The sequence below is a fragment of the Shewanella sp. SNU WT4 genome, from assembly GCF_006494715.1.
Taxonomy (GTDB): domain Bacteria; phylum Pseudomonadota; class Gammaproteobacteria; order Enterobacterales; family Shewanellaceae; genus Shewanella.
Genome location: NZ_CP041151.1, coordinates 2,340,180 through 2,356,904 on the forward strand (window position 1 = coordinate 2,340,180; position 16,725 = coordinate 2,356,904).

The 16,725-nt window shown below is 41.0% G+C and carries 13 protein-coding genes, 3 tRNA genes and 1 pseudogene; 8 read left to right on the forward strand and 9 right to left on the reverse strand.

The window, feature by feature from the left end; translation table 11 throughout:
- Positions 1–5: 5 nt before the first annotated feature.
- The 3 genes from rpmI to thrS form a co-directional block, all read right to left on the reverse strand.
- Complete coding sequence (gene rpmI, locus FJQ87_RS10520; RefSeq protein WP_140932598.1) at positions 6–200, reverse strand: 50S ribosomal protein L35; 195 nt, start codon at positions 198–200, stop codon at positions 6–8.
- Between the two features lie 89 nt (positions 201–289).
- Positions 290–829 carry a translation initiation factor IF-3 gene (gene infC, locus FJQ87_RS10525; protein ID WP_140932599.1) on the reverse strand — a complete coding sequence of 180 codons (540 nt, stop codon included), beginning with the start codon at positions 827–829 and terminating at the stop codon, positions 290–292.
- A gap of 3 nt (positions 830–832) precedes the next feature.
- Positions 833–2,761 (reverse strand): threonine--tRNA ligase, encoded by a 1,929-nt coding sequence (gene thrS, locus FJQ87_RS10530; protein ID WP_140932600.1) that lies wholly within the window; start codon positions 2,759–2,761, stop codon positions 833–835.
- 418 nt (positions 2,762–3,179) lie between these two features.
- On the opposite strand from thrS, the gene FJQ87_RS10535 reads away from it, so the two are divergent.
- Positions 3,180–3,923 (forward strand): SDR family oxidoreductase, encoded by a 744-nt coding sequence (locus FJQ87_RS10535; protein ID WP_140932601.1) that lies wholly within the window; start codon positions 3,180–3,182, stop codon positions 3,921–3,923.
- Positions 3,924–3,949: 26 nt separating this feature from the next.
- Positions 3,950–4,150: a CPXCG motif-containing cysteine-rich protein gene (locus FJQ87_RS10540; RefSeq protein ID WP_140932602.1), complete on the forward strand. Its 201-nt coding sequence runs from the start codon at positions 3,950–3,952 to the stop codon at positions 4,148–4,150.
- Positions 4,151–4,299: 149 nt separating this feature from the next.
- Here the strand turns inward: FJQ87_RS10540 and FJQ87_RS10545 are convergent, their stop codons facing one another.
- The gene (locus FJQ87_RS10545) at positions 4,300–4,908 is read right to left on the reverse strand and encodes a riboflavin synthase subunit alpha (RefSeq protein ID WP_140932603.1); all 609 of its coding nucleotides are present in this window, start codon (positions 4,906–4,908) and stop codon (positions 4,300–4,302) included.
- 28 nt (positions 4,909–4,936) lie between these two features.
- Here FJQ87_RS10545 and FJQ87_RS10550 point away from each other — a divergent pair, with 28 nt between their 5' ends.
- From FJQ87_RS10550 to FJQ87_RS10570, 5 genes are all read left to right on the forward strand, one after another.
- Positions 4,937–6,304, forward strand: a complete 1,368-nt coding sequence (locus FJQ87_RS10550; RefSeq protein ID WP_140932604.1) for an MATE family efflux transporter — start codon at positions 4,937–4,939, stop codon at positions 6,302–6,304.
- 202 nt (positions 6,305–6,506) lie between these two features.
- Positions 6,507–6,583: transfer RNA gene (locus FJQ87_RS10555), tRNA-Val, on the forward strand.
- Positions 6,584–6,619: 36 nt separating this feature from the next.
- Positions 6,620–6,696 (forward strand) — tRNA-Val (locus FJQ87_RS10560).
- Between the two features lie 36 nt (positions 6,697–6,732).
- Positions 6,733–6,809: transfer RNA gene (locus FJQ87_RS10565), tRNA-Val, on the forward strand.
- A 249-nt stretch (positions 6,810–7,058) separates the two neighbouring features.
- Positions 7,059–8,486, forward strand: coding sequence for an IS4 family transposase (locus FJQ87_RS10570; RefSeq protein ID WP_140932605.1), 1,428 nt, complete (start codon positions 7,059–7,061; stop codon positions 8,484–8,486).
- Between the two features lie 679 nt (positions 8,487–9,165).
- Here FJQ87_RS10570 and FJQ87_RS10575 read toward each other — a convergent pair.
- A complete protein-coding gene (locus tag FJQ87_RS10575; protein ID WP_276613170.1) occupies positions 9,166–9,693 on the reverse strand; it encodes a transposase in 528 nt (175 codons plus the stop codon).
- Between the two features lie 10 nt (positions 9,694–9,703).
- On the opposite strand from FJQ87_RS10575, the pseudogene FJQ87_RS10580 reads away from it, so the two are divergent.
- Positions 9,704–10,801 (forward strand): annotated as a pseudogene (locus tag FJQ87_RS10580) (IS3 family transposase).
- Here the strand turns inward: FJQ87_RS10580 and FJQ87_RS10585 are convergent.
- From FJQ87_RS10585 to FJQ87_RS10600, 4 genes are all read right to left on the reverse strand, one after another.
- Entirely contained in the window at positions 10,772–11,563 is a 792-nt protein-coding gene (locus FJQ87_RS10585) for an IS256 family transposase (RefSeq protein ID WP_276613138.1), read from the reverse strand. The pseudogene FJQ87_RS10580 and the gene FJQ87_RS10585 sit on opposite strands and share 30 nt — an antisense overlap.
- A 233-nt stretch (positions 11,564–11,796) precedes the next feature.
- Positions 11,797–14,901, reverse strand: coding sequence for an AAA family ATPase (locus FJQ87_RS10590; RefSeq protein ID WP_140932606.1), 3,105 nt, complete (start codon positions 14,899–14,901; stop codon positions 11,797–11,799).
- The gene (locus FJQ87_RS10595) at positions 14,891–15,430 is read right to left on the reverse strand and encodes an ABC-three component system middle component 1 (protein ID WP_140932607.1); all 540 of its coding nucleotides are present in this window, start codon (positions 15,428–15,430) and stop codon (positions 14,891–14,893) included. Before FJQ87_RS10595 ends, FJQ87_RS10590 begins: the two co-directional genes overlap by 11 nt.
- Entirely contained in the window at positions 15,414–16,724 is a 1,311-nt protein-coding gene (locus tag FJQ87_RS10600) for an ABC-three component system protein (RefSeq protein ID WP_140932608.1), read from the reverse strand. Before FJQ87_RS10600 ends, FJQ87_RS10595 begins: the two co-directional genes overlap by 17 nt.
- Between the last annotated feature and the right edge of the window lies 1 nt (position 16,725).

Sequence of the window (16,725 nt, forward strand, 5' to 3'; positions counted from 1 at the left end):
CTGAATTAAGCGTAAGGCAGCTGACGAGCGATCATCGGCATGTCGGCTTTTGAAACTAAACACTTAGCACGTAAGTGACGCTTACGCTTGGTGCTCTTCTTGGTCAAAATGTGACGTAAGTGTGCTTGCTTGCGCTTGAAACCATTGGCGGTTTTCTTAAAGCGTTTTGCAACACCCTTGTCTGACTTCATTTTAGGCATTTCTAAAACTCCGCATTGGGATGTTAATGAATAGCAAGGCGAAAAGAGAGTTGATTTCTCGACTCCCTTTTACTTTTGGGAAGCCCTACTTATTTCTTTTTCGGTGCTAAAACCATAACGGCTTGTCGACCTTCCATTTTCGGGAAGGATTCAACCACAGCAACTTCGTCCAAATCTGCTTTGATACGGTTCAAAAGATCCATACCTAAGCTTTGGTGTGCCATCTCGCGACCGCGGAAACGCAGCGTAACTTTCGCTTTGTCACCATCTTCAAGAAAACGAATCAGGTTGCGTAGTTTTACCTGATAGTCGTTTTCATCAGTTCCAGGACGGAATTTAATTTCCTTAACCTGAACCTGTTTTTGCTTTTTCTTCTGTTCTTTAGCTGATTTTGCTTTATCAAACAGAAACTTACCGTAGTCCATAATGCGACATACTGGCGGTTCAGCATTCGGGCTGATTTCAACCAGATCAACACCTGACTCATCGGCCAGACCCAGAGCTTCTCTAATTGTAAGAATACCAAGCTGCTCGCCGTCAATTCCGGTTAAACGAACTTCGGCTACACCAGTGATTTCTTCATTGATGCGGTTTGGGGCCGGCTGACGCCCTGTTTTTTTGATCTTTATGACCTAATCCTCCAACAGATTGAGACTACGGAGCGAAATTTGTTGCTTAACTTGTTCTGCAAAATCGTTCAATTTTATTTTGCCTAAGTCAACCCCATCTCGGGTTCGCACCGCTACTTCCTTATTTTCTATTTCTTGATCACCAACGACCAATAGATAAGGCACACGTCTTAAAGTGTGTTCGCGTATTTTAAAGCCTATTTTCTCATTCCTCAAGTCCGTAATAGCACGAATGCCCTGATCTTTGAGGAATTTACAGATTTCTTCTACATAATCGGCTTGTTTGTCAGTGATATTCATTATCACTGCCTGAACAGGCGCCAACCATAATGGGAATTTACCTGCGTACTCTTCAATAAGAATACCGATAAATCTTTCTAGCGAGCCTAAAATGGCGCGATGGATCATTACAGGAGTTTGACGACTGTTGTCTTCGGCCACATAAGTAGCACCCAGACGACCAGGTAACGCATAATCGAGCTGTACAGTACCACATTGCCACGCGCGATCCAAACAATCATGCAAAGTAAATTCGATTTTTGGGCCATAAAAGGCACCTTCGCCCGGCAAAATCTCGAATTTAATGTTGTTGTTGGCTAATGCTTGCTTTAATGCTTCTTCAGCACGGTCCCACATTTGGTCATCACCAATGCGTTTTTCTGGACGCGTTGACAACTTAACTACGATGTTTTCAAAACCAAAGGTAGCATAAGTGTCGTATACCATCTGAATACAGGCACTCACTTCTTGCTGTACTTGTTCTTCAGTACAGAAGATATGTGCATCATCCTGGGTAAAGCCGCGTACGCGCATTAAACCATGCAGAGAACCTGATGGCTCATTACGATGACAGCAACCGAACTCAGCCATACGCAGTGGTAAATCGCGATAAGACTTTAAGCCTTGATTGAAGATTTGCACGTGACCTGGACAGTTCATCGGCTTGATCGCGTATTCGCGGTTTTCACTACTAGTAGTGAACATAGCTTCAGAATATTTATCCCAGTGACCAGAACGCTCCCACAAGACGCGATCCATCATTAATGGACCTTTGACTTCTTGGTAGTCGTATTGGCCTAATTTTTGACGAACAAAGCTTTCTAAGCCGAGGAATAAGCGCCAGCCATCATTATGCCAAAACACCATTCCTGGCGCTTCTTCTTGCATATGATACAAATCAAGCTGCTTACCAATTTTACGGTGATCGCGCTTAGCGGCTTCTTCCAGACGGGTTAAATAGCCTTTTAATGCTTTTTTATCTGACCATGCAGTGCCGTAAATACGTTGCAGCATTTTATTATCAGAATTACCGCGCCAGTAAGCACCAGCAACACTCATCAGTTTGAAGTTTTGGCAAAAACGCATGTTAGGCACATGAGGACCGCGACACATGTCGACATATTCTTCATGATGATATAACGCTGGTGTTTGGTCACGACCAATGTTCTCGTCCAAAATGGCCATTTTGTATGGCTCTTGGCGATCATCAAAAGCGTCTCTAGCTTCTTGCCAGCTAACTACACGCTTAACCACATCGTAATTGGTCTTGGCCAAATCAAGCATACGCTTTTCAAGGGCGTCAATGTCTTCCTGAGTCAGTTTATGATCTAAATCGATATCATAATAGAAGCCATTATCGATGGTCGGACCGATTGCCATGGTCGTTTCAGGCCACATCTGCTTAATAGCATGACCTAATAAATGCGCACATGAGTGACGTAAGATCTCAAGACCTTCGTCATCTTTAGCGGTAATGATGGCAAGTTCGGCATCGGTTTCAATTAAATCGCAAGCATCTTTCAATTGACCATTAACACGGCCAGCGATACAAGCTTTAGCAAGACCAGGACCGATGTCGGCAGCGACATCCATGGTTGATACTGCGTGGGCAAACTCACGTTTGCTGCCATCAGGAAGGGTAATTACAGGCATGAAAAAATCCTTGTCCAGTGGTGACCCGTACGCAGGGCCACTTGGTGATTATAAAAAGGTGAAGCAAAGCACTTCAAATAAAATACTTCGTAATTAAAGACAGTACTTGAGCCTTTAGCATAACGAAATAAGCCGAAAATTTTACGCCAACTGCCCCCATGGGCGCAAGCCAAAACCTTAGTCTTATGGCTACACGCACACTTACTCTATGGCTAATGAGAGTAAACCAAGCAATTTACGCCCGGTATATAGCAAAATCCTCGGCCCTTTTATTAACCTTGGTCGTCACAAATCAAGCAGTATAAGCAGTTACTAAGCGAGATAGTCGTCATCAAGATACCAAAAGAGGCTTGAGCTTAATCTGCTGTTACTGTCTACTGCAGCTAGATTTTGGTGTAAACGAAACAAGGAAATGATTATGGATAGCAGATATTGGGCTTTTATTAGTGGTTCTAGCCAACGAATTGGTGCCAGTATGGCCCGCCATCTTCATGATTTAGGCTATAACATTGCTTTGCATTACTTTTCTTCCGCTACTGCCGCCACCGCCCTTGCCCAAGAATTAAATCAGCAGCGAGCCGATAGCGTTAAGCTCTATTGCGCCGATTTATCTGACATTAACTCAATCAACCTACTGATTGCTGAATTACAGCAAGATAAACTCGCCTTTAAAGTGCTGATTAATAATGCTAGTCAATTTTATCCAACGGCATGGGACACCTTTGATGCCGAAAAAGCGCAGCAATTGTTGCAAGTCAACATGCTCACGCCTTGTATGCTCGCGTCGGCTCTGCATAGCGCATTGGCGCAGCATCAAGGTTGTATCGTTAATCTTATCGATATTCATGGTGAGCGCCCATTAAAAGGTCATGGGCTATACTCTATGACGAAAGCGGGTTTACACATGGCAACGCTTTCTATGGCGCAAGAGTTTGCCCCAGAGATTAGAGTCAATGGCATAGCGCCTGGCGCAATTTTGTGGCCAGAGCACAGCCTCACGGAGGCTCAGCAACAAGTGTTAGCAGAAATTCCTATGGGTCGCACTGGCGCACTGGATGACATTAATCAAGCCTTAACATTTTTGCTAAATAGCCCATATATTACAGGTCAAATAATCGCGGTTGATGGTGGACGTAGTGCTACTGGTTATCGCGGCGCCTAATGCAGTAGTTGTTATTGAGGTGCAAGATGAAACTAAAAAAACAAATCATTTCCTGCCCATTTTGTGGCCACCACTTGCACATTGAACTTGATGCGAGTGCCGGCGATCAAGATTACTACGATGATTGCCGCGTATGCTGCAACCCCATTCACTTACGCCTGCATATCGATGAAGCTCGTCGCACCGTAGAACTGCATGTGGATTCAGATGACGAGCAACTGTATTAGCCGTCAGAGCATCATCATTAGCTGTCACGGCTCATCAGATTATTGAAGCCGACAATACATTTATCACTGTGGCTGGCATAACTACTGACACAAAGCTGTGATGCGATTAACACCCGCGATGGTTAATCGCATCAAGGTTGGCGCATTTACTATTGCTTTGCGCTTAAGTAGCGCTCAACCGTGTCGACAATCACCTGAGTTTGGCTGTCAATTTCAAGGTTAACTGCATCCCCTACCCTTAATAAACCAAGATTGGTTAGTTTTAAGGTTTCAGGAATAAGATGCAGCATAAAGGTATCTTCAGTCACAGCACCAACAGTTAAGCTGCAGCCATTTACGCCAATGAAGCCCTTATAGAAAATGTACTTCATCCATTGCTTAGGTACTTGTATTTGAAGGTTATAATGCTCGTCATTCACGTTAACATGAATGACTTTAGCTTGAGTGTGAACATGGCCGGATAAAATATGGCCGCCAATTTCACTACCAAAGCACAGCGAACGTTCAATATTGATTGCGTCACCAGATTGTAAATATGCGAGATTGGTCACATGCAAGGTCTCTTCCATGACATTACAAAAGACCCTAAGATCACTTATCCTAGTGACCGTTAAACACACGCCATTATGCGCCACACTAGCACCCGTAGTTAATCCCTCGATGAGTTCTGGTGTCATAGACACTTCTAACGTATGAAGTCCGGGCTTTTTATCTATCGTCACCACCTCACATGTGGCTTGTACAATACCTGTAAACATTTTTAACCTACCGATTAAAGGCAATTTAATGAATCATTCCGGCTATCAGGCCAAACGCTTAATACAATTGGCATTGCCAGTGCTTATTGCTCAAGTGACTCAAACCATGATGGGCTTTATTGACACCCTGATGGCCGGCCGTGTCAGCGCCGTGGATATGGCTGCCGTAGCTGTGGGTACCAGCTTATGGTTACCCGCTATTTTGTTTGTTCAAGGCTTGTTAATGGTGTTTACGCCTATTTTTGCGCACCATCATGGCGCAAATAACACCCAAGCTATTCGCCCGTTAGCACATCAAGCGGCTTATATTGCCATTATTGGCAGCATAGGTGTGATGTTATTTTTAGGCTCAGCCCGGTTTATTTTAAGTTTTATGAACTTAGAACCAGAATTGTATGAACTGACCATAGGTTACATCAATGGTATTTTATGGGGCGCGCCGGCTTTTGTGCTTTATCAAGTACTTCGCGGCACCGCCGAAGGCATTTCATACACACTGCCGACCATGGTCATAGGATTTATTGGCTTGGCCGTTAACATTCCGGCTAACTACATCTTAATTTATGGCCATTTCGGTATGCCAGCTATGGGCGGCGCGGGTTGCGGTATCGCCACGGCATTAGTGTTTTGGGCTATGTTCATCAGCATGGCTATTTATATGCAGGTGCATAAACGCTTTAAAGACATTGCCATGTTCAAAACCTTCTACAAGCCGAACTTAGCCAGCATGATGAGTATGACCAAGTTAGGTATGCCGGTAGCTATGTCGATGTTTTTTGAAGTGAGTCTGTTTGCCATTATTGCTTTATTACTGGCGCCTCTTGGCTCCATTGTGGTGGCTGGCCACCAAATTGCCTTAAACTTCTCATCTATCGTGTTCATGCTGCCGCTATCGATTGGTATTGCAGTATCTATTCGAGTGGGATATTACCTGGGGCGCGATCAGCTAGAAATCGCCGCTAAAGTTACTAAGCTCGGCTTAGGCATTTCATTTGGCTTAGCCTTGTGTACCGCTATCGCCACCGTTATCTTCCGCTACGATATTGCAGAGCTTTACAATACCAACCCAGAAGTAGTGACCTTAGCCGGTAGCTTAATGCTATTAGCCGCGTTATATCAGTTATCTGATTCTGTGCAAGTGGTCGCCGCTGGCGCACTGCGTGGCTATAAAGATACCCGCAGTGCTTTTTATATCACCTTGATATCTTACTGGGCGATAGGCATGGGGCTAGGTTACACCTTGGCTTATACCGATTACCTGGTACCACAAATGGGCGCCCATGGTTTCTGGATTGGCTTAATTGCTGGCTTAACCTCAGCCGCGATTATGTTTGCCATCCGTTTGAAAATCATTCAAAAGCGTGGTCACATCCAAGAAGCTATTCAAGCGGCATAAACCGTTGTAACTGGCTGCAAAATCACCAGTTTGTGCAGCCAGTGAACATTTAGCGCAAACTTGTAATTTTTTACTTGCATGCGCTAACCTAGCAACCTAATATATCCCTCGTCCCAAGGCATCTGTGAAAAAGAACTTGTGATGAAATCAATATGATAGTGAGTTTTCTCACTTCTTATTGATGACTAAATTTGAAGACGATACACCCGTAGCTCAGTTGGTTAGAGCACTACCTTGACATGGTAGGGGTCGGTGGTTCGAGTCCACTCGGGTGTACCACTCTCAAATAAAGTCTAAATAGTAAATTCAAACGATACACCCGTAGCTCAGTTGGTTAGAGCACTACCTTGACATGGTAGGGGTCGGTGGTTCGAGTCCACTCGGGTGTACCACTCTCTCACAGAGTCTAATTAGTGAAATCAAACAATACACCCGTAGCTCAGTTGGTTAGAGCACTACCTTGACATGGTAGGGGTCGGTGGTTCGAGTCCACTCGGGTGTACCATTTCTTGCTGTAACTCTCTATAAAACCTCATTTATTACCTTCTTTAATTCAAATTCATTTGTTACCTGCTGTGCCTCAACATTAAACATTCGTGCCAAAATCTAAATAATTGCCAACTAATTAACCTTGTTCGTCCAGGACACCAACTGTATTCCCCCTGTCTCTTCTACACAAATTATTAGCAAAACATGGAACTTTCTTGACTGGCGATGATCAGATCATGCAAATTCACTCACTTCATCATTTTTAATGTCAATTTTTAACCCGAACAAATGGGCATATGATCACTTTCATCATGCTGAGCTAGGTGATAAACGACGAGCGGCAAGGTTAACCGTCGTCGCTGAACACATGGCGGTTGGCAGCGGTAAATCGGTTGCCAGATCTTGTAATGGTGAAGATGCCAAACTCGAAGGAGCCTATCGATTGATCCGCAATGATAATGTTAGCCCATCTATGATCAGAGCCGCCGGTTTTGCTCGCACTGCCCAAGCGATTGAAAATATAAATGAAATACTTGCTCTCGAAGACACGACAGCCCTGAGTTATAAGCACAGTGTGGCGTCTGAATTAGGGAAATTAGGCAAACCTACCGATAAGTCTCGTGGTTGGTGGGTTCATTCTGTCTTGCTACTGGATAGCCATACTTCTCGGACCTTGGGCTTGATCCACCAAGATTGGTGGTGTCGACCTGATAATCCCAACGAGGCCGATGAAAAAGAGAGCGGTAAATGGGCCGATGCATCCTATTTTACGCGGCAACGCTTGCAGGCTCACATGTCGCGAGTGATCTCAGTGTGTGATAGAGAAGCGGATATCATGCATTATTTATCGGATAAACAATCACATAGTGAACGGTTTGTGGTGCGGGCAAAACATGCAAGAAACCTAGTAGAATACGAGGCTAAGCTGTTTGAGCACATGGATAGTCATCCCGTTACCGGCGGATACACCATCGCCATCCCACAAAAAGGCATAAAGGAAGCCAGTGGGAAAAGCAAGAATCGTCCCTCGCGAACAGCCAAACTCACCCTCAAAGCCAGTGCGGTTAACATCAAACATAATCATCAGCAGCATGCGATTAATGTGGTGTACGCACAAGAGCTCAATCCTCCCCAAGGTGAAGATGGACTATCTTGGATGCTACTGACCAGTGAGCCGATTGACACGTTGGCGCAGCAACTTCATGTGATTGATATTTATACCACTAGATGGCGCATTGAGGACTTTCATAAGGCGTGGAAAACCGGCGCGGGGGTTGAAAGGTTACGCATGACATCGCCAGACAACCTTGAGCGAGCGGCCTCGATACTTTGCTTTATTGGTGTGCGGCTACTGCAACTTCGGGAAGTGATGAGCCTGCCAATTTATCTGAGAAAAAGAGGGCAAATCGAAGCAGCGCAAAGCATGGAAAATCAAAGCTGCAGCAATGTCTTAGAGAATGATGAATGGCGAGTACTGATGCAGCTCTACAAGCCAAGGGGACATAAAGGCAAAGAAGCCCCAAATATGAAGTGGGCTTATCAATCCTTGGCCAAACTAGGAGGCTTTAATGATAGCAAGCGCACGGGAATGGCCAGCTGGTCCACGATTTGGGAGGGATGGGATGATCTTCAGGCTCAGGTAAAGGGGTATCGCTTAGCCAAAGCCCTATTTGAAGCCGGAGAAACGCTATGAGATCTGATCAAGAGACAGGTATTCCCCTACTCGTAATACTTGTGCCTAACTGAAAATGTTGGTGCCGAAATAGCACGTATCGAATTGAGAGTTAAACAACCGCCCTTTTCTCCTAGAGATTTATCCATTTTTAACTGATTAGCTGGCATTTTACGCCTGATATGATAAATGACTGACTGTGCCCACTCGGTGCCAGCCATTTATATCCGCTATTCTCATCAAATTAACATGGAGCATTATCCATGGTTAGTACGCATATTTTGATATCGAGTTTGAGGAATAATCTAAAATGGAGAAAACAAGCTGAGAATGATTCTGGCCGAAAAAAGACTCTAAGTTGAATCGATAATTCATTCCTGCCAGCCCATTAGGATTAGCAATCTATCTACTGACTACAAACCAATCAATGCCCATCCTCACCAGTAGGAATGAATATAACTGCGATATAAATAGGTATTGTAGGGATTTGATTCATTCAAGACTGAAAAGTCTCGCCGAGATATACAGGACTAAACGAATCATTTTGATACTTGAATAAATCAGTCTATTCTGATTCTCTAGCTCGTTTTTGGACAGTTATTAGTTATTTCTGTTGCATCAATCTAGTGAAAATGGATTAGTTTTTGTATGGAAAACAGCCTTTTTAGGAGGGCGTTCAAAATTCTGTGTCAGGCTAATTTTAAATTTCTAGCACGCTATCTAAGCGCCCTTCAAAATAAATCGCTAACTGAGATAAACAAAGGCACCAATTGTGGATTGGCATGGTCCATTTATCTGAGGCGTTTAATATGCCTGCATAAAGTAGCTTCAACAAGCTATTTTCATTAGGAAAAGCACCTTTGGTTTTGGTGAGCTTTCTAAATTGGCGATGTACCGCCTCAACTGCATTGGTCGTGTAAATCACTTTCCTGATATGTTCTGGGTACCTAAAATAATGGGACAAATTATGCCATTTGCGACGCCAAGAGTTGATTACCAGCGGATAAGCATCACCCCATTTGGCCTCCAGTTCGTCCAATGCCATCTCTGCGGCTTCTTTACTCACGGCTCGATACACAGGCTTTAAATCAGCCATAAACGCTTTCTGATGTTTTGAGGCGACATACTTCATTGAGTTGCAGATCTGGTGGATAACACATAGCTGTTGTAACCCTCCCTTAAAATCAGAATGTTTTAAATAGAGTTTTCCATTTACACTAAACCAAATGGAGAATCACATGAAAAAGACACGTTTTACAGAAAGCCAAATCATCAACATCCTCAAAGAAGGTGAATCAGGCGTCTTTACTGTGCCTGAGTTATGCCGCAAACATAATGTAGGTCAAAGTACCTATTACAAATGGAAATCGAAATACGGTGGGATGCAAGCCTCTGATTTAACCCGTATGCGTGAATTAGAAGCCGAAAATGCCAAGCTTAAAAAGATGTTTGCAGATGTCAGTTTGCAAAACATGGCGTTAAAAGACATTGTTGAAAAAAAGCTATAAAGCCAGCAGAGCGAAAGGTATTAGCCCACTATGCCATTCATGAATATGGCCTAGGTGTTGTGTTGGCTTGTGATGCGATGAGTATCAGTCGTTGCACATTTTATTATCAATGCAAACGCATCGATGACAAGGATATTATTTCGGCAGTATCAGACTGAAAAGCACAGAGCTTATGGGTTTCGAAAGATATTTAAACGGTTACGCTTACTTGGTCATAAATGGAATCATAAACGTGTGTATCGCGTTTATTGTGGTTTAAAACTTAACTTACGACGTAAAGGCAAAAAGCGCTCACCCTCTCGAGAGCCAGAGCCTCTCGCGGTACCAGCAAAGGAAAATGAATGTTGGTCAATGGATTTTATGAGCGATAACCTGTTCTCAGGGAAATCATTTAGAACATTTAATGTCATTGATGACTATCATCGTGAAGCTTTAGCTATAGAAGTAGACTCAAGTTTACCTGCACAGCGGGTCATACGTGTGCTGGATAGAATCGCAGTCTATCGCGGTTACCCAAAGCGTTTGAGGCAAGACAATGGTCCAGAGTTTATTTCACATGCACTTGCGATTTGGGCTGAACAACACGGCATCAAGTTAGATTTTATTAAACCAGGTAAGCCGACTCAAAATGCTTATATTGAACGATTCAACCGCACATACCGAAATGAAGTGTTGGATTGTTACTTGTTCAACAGCTTGACTGAAGTAAGGGAAATCACAGATAGTTGGCTTGAAGAATATAATTATGATCGGCCACATGAATCACTGAACGATCTACCGCCCAAGCTATATGAGCGGTTAAATAAAGAAAACTCTCTTAAAATATGATCGATATAAGGGAGGGTTACACTGTGTTTCCGTATTAGGGAAGATACTGGCTATCGCCTCAGGGAAACCGGTCAAGCCGTCAACACAGGCGATAAGAATATCTTTTACACCATGATTATTAAGATCGGTCAGTACGGATAGCCAGTAATTAGCGCCTTCATTTTCGGATAAATGAAGCCCTAAAATTTCCTTTTTTCCTTTCATATTAAGCGCTAACAATGTGTAAACGGCTTTACTGACGTAACGCCCATCCTCTTTGACTTTATAATGTATCGCATCAAGCCAAACGATAGGATAATGGCTATCTAATGGGCGCTGTTGCCACGCTTTAAGTTCGGGGATGAGTTTATCAGTGATGGCACTGACTGTTGCGTTAGATACATTGATCCCATACATATCTTCAACATGTTGATTAATATCGCGATAGCTCATACCTATACTGAACATCGATAACACTTTACATTCGATTTCATCGGTTAGCGTAGTTTGATTTTTCTTAATCAACTGAGGTTCAAAAGTGCCATTGCGGTCTCTAGGGGTGTCTAACTCAAAGTTACCGAACGGATGCTTAATGGTCTTAGGGGTTTTGCCATTTTTACGATTAGGCAGAGGATCATGCGCTAAATGCTGCACAAGCTCAGCCTGGAGAGCCGCTTCAGTGAGTTGGTTGATCAGTGGACCAAGAATGCTGTCTTTACCTGTGAGGCTTTTACCTGACTGCAGATCTTTAAGGGCTTGTTCGAAGTTAAAAGGTTGGGTCATGTGTCATTCCTGTTTTTGAATATTTTACTGAAACGACACAGAATTATGAACACTACCCTTTTTAGTGGAAACCATGACCACTGCAATACTGATATTAATCCAATTTTTAATAAGACAAAGAATAGTTTAGATAGATCAATAGTTGTAAGTCTTACTTATATATTTTGATGAAATGATAATAAGGCTCAGAGAGGTTTATCTAAGCCTTATGTAAACAAAATTTGTTATCTAAATTAACTTACCAGTGGATTTACTGAAACAACAACTCCAAACTTTTCCAGTTTGAGGAACTTCGAACCAAAGATTTCTGTAGGAATTTTTCGTTGAAGCAAACCAAAGAAATTTTCATCATGGGTAGATATAATGAGCTGCTTGTTAAATTGCAAACATATACTACGTAAAAGGTCTATCGTTGAAAGAACGTTAATCGAATCCATTGATTGGATAGGATCATCGATCAAAATAACATCGATAGAGTTTCCTTTATCATCTTTTGCATGAAGAGCATTCGCAAGAAACACGCTCAAACTTAGAATGTTCGTTTGAGCTGCACTGAAAAATAGAATTGGGGATATCATTCCACCTCTCTCATCGCTTACCAAAATATTTAAACTTGGCCTATCTGAATCAAAGCTAACTTTGAACTCCACTTTTTTGAATATAGGATGTGGATCTATTTTTCTGTAAATAGAGTTGATTAAATCTTCGAAGAAAAAACTATTAATGAGTAATTCTAATTTTTTTATTACGATTACCCTCTCTTTATGCAATACATCTTCAACTTGTTTTCTTTGATCTAATTTTAGCGTCAATATTTCCAACTCATTCTGAGTAGATATATGTTTCATAAAAGGCTTGAATGATATTATAAGGTTCAAGAGTAATTCGATGGCATTTTGCTTTTTTTCTAACGCCTTAGTATTAATTAGGCATTCTTCGGCCTTAGTTGTTAGTAGCGATTGTACTTGTTCAATGGATTCAGTTCGAACGTCGATAAGATTATATATGCTTCCATAAAATCCATTAACGGCTGTATGAGAATTAGCGAGGGCAATCTCTAGTATTTCCTTTTCTTTATTTAAGTGTGAAGCGTCCACCCAAGTCCCATCAGTAATCATTTTTTGCTGTAAGTCATGACACTGACCGACTAGGGATTGACATGAAGCTACGCAACCTTTTACGGTCAATTCGAGTTCACCTTGTTTCTCTCTAAAATGCGACTTGATATCTTTAACAGCAACAGAGTTTTCATTTAAATACGCTAACATTGATAAATAAACATGATCACTAATTTTAGTCGTAACTTCAGATTCTAGCTGGCTCTGCTTTATATTTTTTGATTTAATTAGTTCTGTTTTATCTTGAATTTTCGCAGCTAGATCTTTTTGTTGCTTTATAAGGTTCAGTCTTTTTTCTGATAATTGATTAAGCTCGGCCTCAGTTCTAGTCAAAAATTCTTGCTTCGATAGCCCCCAAACTGACTGTATAAGTTCAGTATTTCTTTCTTGTAATTTCTTTAGTTTATCCTCAAGTGCAGCCTTTTTTTGCTCAGCTTTAATAAGCTGTTCTTTTAATTCACTTAATTTAATGCGAAGGGTGGATAGTTTATAAGCCTTAGCTTCCAAAGCCTGTTTAATTATCTCTTGAATTTCCTCATTAAGTTCTTTCTGGCGTAACGTAGATTCTATAATCTTGTTGGAATTCTCTCGACTAAGTTCAGACTCTAGACTCTGGCTCTGAACTTTATTGATTAGTTCGTCTGATGATAAATGTTTGTTAGTACATAAAGGGCAAGTATTGGAAGGCTCTATACTAAGATAATTCAAGCCCATTGAAATTAGTTTAGTATGTAAATCCATCTGCTCAGTTAAGGATTTTTGTGTACTCTTCAAAGTATTTTCATGTAGCTTCAACAAATCAACTTCAGCATGACACTTAGCGAGATGTACAATTTTTTCTAGTTCAAAAAACGAGGTTCCAACATTTTCAGCTAGTAAGGAAGTAGTTGTCAGCTTTAACTTGGATAGTTCATTTAGCTCAGTAGTAAACTTCTCTTGTTTAATTGTGTCATTCTGTATTTCAGTCTGTTTATTTTTAATGTCCTGATATAAATAATTGTACTGTTCTGTATTGCTCGATATATCAGCATAAACTATATCGCAACTATCCTTCAATTTTTTAAGCTGTGAAATTTTAGCATCATCTTTTTTTAGTTCTTCAGTGGTAACTTCTTGATTTTTCTGAAGACCTGCCAAATCAGAGTTTAGTTTTGAAAACTCCTCTGTAAAGTCATTTTTATCTTTAGCTATTTCCTTAAAACGAGATTCTATTTTTAAAAAATGATCCGCACTTTCTGCCAATTTGATTAAACGTTTAAGTAAGACATTCGCCTGTTTCTGTTCCTCTACATTTTTTTCGTGAGAATCGTACAGTTCTTTATATTGAGCAGCATCAGCAATACATTTTAAAATGTATTCAAGCCGAAGTTTTTTCACGGCATTATTATCTACATGTAACTTTATTTCAGGTATTTTACTTAAGTGCTCAGTCAATAAGTTAAGTATTTTATTATTAGTATTGAGTGATGTGTTCAGTTCATGCTGACGTGATATAAGACTATCATTAAGCTTATGAACTTCATGAGGTGAAATTGTTTCATCAGGCAATACAATACTCTCACCCAAAGAGTTAAGTTTAGTTGCAACTGAATTGAACCGTTCAAAAATCGAAATATCAATAGGTTGCTTTAATTCTGTTTGCAAACTTTTACGTTTTTTTTTGAGAATAGTTAACTCGGTATTATTATCGTTTATGAGAGCAGTCAACTCCTTACGAGCCGTATCTATATTGTCACCAAAACAGTCCATGAACTTGGAATAACGATCTTGCGGTTTTTCTTCTCGAAGAAACCCCTCAATTTCGTCTTGACTTAGTATGGCACGTCGAAAGAAATCATTTTCACCAACACCTAGAGACATATCGTTCTGAGTCTTGCGTATCTTAGGTAGATTGCGTGAAAATACATTCAGATCATTATTTGTGGATAATACGACAGTTGTGGGCGTTTTTGGATCTACATATTTGTTACGTAAGATTTTAAGTCCTTCATCGGGGTTCTTTGTCGATTTAGCTTCATTACTATAATTTCCAAGTCTTTTTACACGATTTGTAACTGCCCATTCAACTGCATCATAAAAAGAGCTTTTCCCAAAACCATTCGGAGCATAGATCGCCACAAAATCAGCTGGCTCTCCAGAACTATTAGTGAAATCAAAAGTTCCATCTGTCTTTGTCTTGTAGGCTCTAAAAGCCTCAATCTCAACTTTTTTAATTTTCATCGCTATTCAAACTTTTAATTATTTTGTCAACCATAAATGCTCTCTTTTCTTTGGATTCATTTTTAAAATCCAAAGGAGCACCACGATAATATTTTCCGAAGTCTGTTGAATTCTCTTGTACAAGGCTAGGTTGAGTTTCGAGTTTTAGATCCGAACCAAACAACTGTCTCTCTAATTCAAGAATCAACTGATCTATATCTATATTTTCTTGAAGTCCATCTAGCACTATTTTCCGAGCTGAGAACTTATTATTTTCGATTTCGTATTTTTCCCATACAGAAATTCTTTCAGCGGAAACAAATGCCAAATACATATTCCAAGCATCAAAGCCACCTGAATGCTGGTGATAGACAGCCACCATATTTTGAATGGCGCGCCAATTTCCTATTATTTCTTGTGCAGTTTCACATACACATACGATGCAAGAAATAAAAGAAAGGCGATCATCAGAGCGGAGCATATGAAACTGGATATTTTCATACTCGACAGATAAAAATTCCAAGTCACTTTCTTTATTTAATAATTTCACTTAGCTTTTCTCTCAACAAATTCGTTGACTCGCCCACTTGTAAGTTTAGATATTCATCTTCAACATCTATTACGCACCTTTTTCGAAGACCTTCTAAGTGGGTTAATTTCAAACTCTTAAAGATCTCATTTTCAGCTAAATTAATAACTGGGAATGGCCCTTCGTTTGGCACAACAGAGATATTTTGTATAACTTTTTCTAATCGTAATGCTGACGGTAATTCTTTCGCAGTAGATTCAGGTGAAGCAATTATCAACGTTCCATCTTTATCTAAAAGCCTACGAGCGATTTTGAGAAAATCCTCCAAGCGACTAATCCAGTTAGTAGCGTCACTTGTATATACTAATCGACGTTTCCGCCCTAAATCTTTGAGATAGGTATCATCTGCCTGATTTGAATCGTCAATCAATATACTAATCACTAAGAACTCTAAATATGCCACCCATAATTTATAGCTTTCGAGTTCACTAGTATTTGTAGAATCGACCAATAACTCTGTATGATATTGCTCCAATACTTTATACGGTGGAAGCAACCCCTTCAAAATTAGATGGTCTGCCGCACCTACAAGTTCTCGTTTAAGGGCCGCTACATTGTTTGGGTCCTCAACATTAAATGAGAATATCTTGTCCCGCATATTTGAAAAGCATTCCAAATAAGCAGGGATCATTGGCGCAATTGAATGCGCAGTAATGATTTCTTCAAATCTTGCAAGACTGTGGCACTGAACACGACCGTACAGTTGATCCTGCCCTGTGCCATCCATTTGAAATTCAACACCTATGAGCAATGGTGTCTCATCTTGAACATGGTAAACGCCACCACCTGACATACCTTTGATAGTAGCAGTTGCTGGTATACCATCTAAGTTCATAATAACTAGTTCATTAGCAACACTGGCCTTATTACCGGTATGTTCTTTAATCGGGTTTGGAGAATTCCTCTCAGTTTCTGGGAACCCTACGAGAGTAAGTGTGGCACGCTCGATCAAGTCTGAAGCTGGAAGACATTTCTGTACTATTCGCTCCTGATATTCAACCTTTAAAATTGCAAAGTCATGACGGTGAGGCTCTGCATTTCTCATCTCTTTTGAAGGTAGATTCTGGGTAAACACGGCTAAAACGGTAAGTGGGTTATTCTGGTAATCATGGACAACTAGGTCATCCTGTTTTTCAGGAATGACATGAGCAGCAGTAAGAACATAAGAATAATCTTGAGTCATAGCATTAACCAGTACGCCACTACCACCATTCACTTTAACGCAGTAAGACTGCATGATTTCAGAGACTGTCATA

Bases quoted from the DNA above. Each gene is read 5' to 3' on its own strand.
- rpmI (WP_140932598.1), bottom strand. From the start codon at position 200: ATGCCTAAAATGAAGTCAGACAAGGGTGTTGCAAAACGCTTTAAGAAA.
- thrS (WP_140932600.1), bottom strand. From the start codon at position 2,761: ATGCCTGTAATTACCCTTCCTGATGGCAGCAAACGTGAGTTTGCCCAC.
- FJQ87_RS10535 (WP_140932601.1), top strand. From the start codon at position 3,180: ATGGATAGCAGATATTGGGCTTTTATTAGTGGTTCTAGCCAACGAATT.
- FJQ87_RS10540 (WP_140932602.1), top strand. From the start codon at position 3,950: ATGAAACTAAAAAAACAAATCATTTCCTGCCCATTTTGTGGCCACCAC.
- FJQ87_RS10545 (WP_140932603.1), bottom strand. From the start codon at position 4,908: ATGTTTACAGGTATTGTACAAGCCACATGTGAGGTGGTGACGATAGAT.
- FJQ87_RS10550 (WP_140932604.1), top strand. From the start codon at position 4,937: ATGAATCATTCCGGCTATCAGGCCAAACGCTTAATACAATTGGCATTG.
- FJQ87_RS10570 (WP_140932605.1), top strand. From the start codon at position 7,059: ATGTCAATTTTTAACCCGAACAAATGGGCATATGATCACTTTCATCAT.
- FJQ87_RS10585 (WP_276613138.1), bottom strand. From the start codon at position 11,563: ATGACCCAACCTTTTAACTTCGAACAAGCCCTTAAAGATCTGCAGTCA.
- FJQ87_RS10590 (WP_140932606.1), bottom strand. From the start codon at position 14,901: ATGAAAATTAAAAAAGTTGAGATTGAGGCTTTTAGAGCCTACAAGACA.
- FJQ87_RS10600 (WP_140932608.1), bottom strand. From the start codon at position 16,724: ATGACAGTCTCTGAAATCATGCAGTCTTACTGCGTTAAAGTGAATGGT.